Source organism: Mycobacterium gastri, assembly GCF_002102175.1.
Classification (GTDB): domain Bacteria; phylum Actinomycetota; class Actinomycetes; order Mycobacteriales; family Mycobacteriaceae; genus Mycobacterium; species Mycobacterium gastri.
Window position 1 is genome coordinate 1 of the sequence record NZ_LQOX01000084.1, and the last position, 1,448, is coordinate 1,448.

Consider the following 1,448-nt stretch of genomic DNA (forward strand, 5'->3'; position numbering starts at 1 on the left):
ACCGGAACCGAGAGTTGCGCCGCGGCAACATTATTCCGGGCCGGTTTGGTCGTTCGGCAGCCTGACCGCCTGTTGGCGTCGGGGAGAATCAACTGGAACGCCGCCGCGTGTCCGAGGATCCGTGTGCGACGCGTGCGACCTTGCCGGTCGTGGAGCGGTCGAGCTTGGTCAACCGCTGTTGATACCCTTGCCGCGGCGGACCTTTCGAGCAATACCTCGACCCGCCGTGGGCTTGATAAACCGGCTGTTCCACGGATGCGTGTTGAGAACGGCGCGGCTTTGCGCGTAGTCGCCGGTTCTCTTCGATCATCGCCGTCGCGGGCCAGTCTTCTCACTCACCGCGGTCGGCCTGGTCTGGCGGATCCAATTCCGCAACGCCTCGGGGCGAACGTCGAGCTGCCGCGCCAGCTGCGCGATCACCGGCTCAGGATTCGGCTCACGATACAGCCGCACTGCGCGCTCACGGAGCTCGACCGGGTACTTCCCATTCGATGCCACTGCGGCACTTCCCTTCTCCAGGCTTGCAAGATCAACCTGGCTCGGAAACCTCCGGAAAACCGAGGGAAGCAATACACAAACGGTCACGAGCGAACAAGTCGTGCGATAGCCGCGGATGCTTCGGCCAGTTTCGTGTTCGCCTCACCTTCTCCCTGCGCAATTGCTTGGCCTACGCAGTTGTCAAGATGATCGTCGAGCAAGTTTAACGCCACGGACCGCAAAGCACTGCTTGCCGCACTGATTTGAGTGAGGATGTCGACGCAGTATTTGTCGTCGTCGATCATCTTCGCGATGCCGCGAACTTGTCCCTCTATCCTGCGCAGTCGCTTGGCGTAGCTGTCCTTCTTGGCCGCATATCCGTATATGGTCTTCACCTGAACTCCCAGCATTTCGTCAATGGGCCGTTCTGGGCATTGCCGCGTATTGAACGTGGTCATCCAATGACACCTTTCGCTGTCCAGCATACCCGCCGGGGGTTCACTGTCTTAAATCTTCGGTCTCGTATACCTCGAAATTTCACGGTCGCCCAAGTTCTCCCCCGATGGCTGCTGAGATCACGAGTTGATCTTGATTTCCGGCTTCTCATAGGCGGCGGCGCCGCGTGTCGTGCGGTGACGCCGGGTTCCACGGTCCCGGGGTGGCTGCTTTTTCCTTCGGGTCGAACGGGCGGGGGTCCGCGGGTCAGGGGATGGCGCGGACGCGGTTGACGGCGGCGGCGAATTCCTGTGCCCAGGGCCAGGTTCCGGGAACCCGCAGGATCAGGTGGCGGGATCGTTTGACCAGGCGGGCCGCGGCGTGCAGCAGCCGGTAGCGCAGGGTCGCCGGTTCGGCCTTGGCCAGCGAGCCGTCCAACAGCAGCAGCCGCATCCAGCACAGCAGGTCGATGGCGAGGGCGACCGCGGTGACCCAGGCGGTGTTGATCGCAAACGAGTGCGAGGGCCAGCGGGCCC

Annotated in this window: 3 protein-coding genes; all 3 read right to left on the minus strand. The window is 62.7% G+C overall.

The window, feature by feature from the left end; translation table 11 throughout:
- Nucleotides 1-306: 306 nt before the first annotated feature.
- Nucleotides 307-585, minus strand: a complete 279-nt coding sequence (locus tag AWC07_RS29735) for a transposase (RefSeq protein WP_425271233.1) — start codon at nucleotides 583-585, stop codon at nucleotides 307-309.
- On the minus strand, nucleotides 582-887 hold the full coding sequence (locus tag AWC07_RS08490; protein WP_085105027.1) for a metal-sensitive transcriptional regulator: 306 nt from the start codon (nucleotides 885-887) through the stop codon (nucleotides 582-584). Before AWC07_RS08490 ends, AWC07_RS29735 begins: the two co-directional genes overlap by 4 nt.
- Before the next feature lie 292 nt (nucleotides 888-1,179).
- A partial coding sequence (locus AWC07_RS08495) for a transposase (protein WP_208622381.1) occupies nucleotides 1,180-1,448 on the minus strand: 269 nt, incomplete at its 5' end.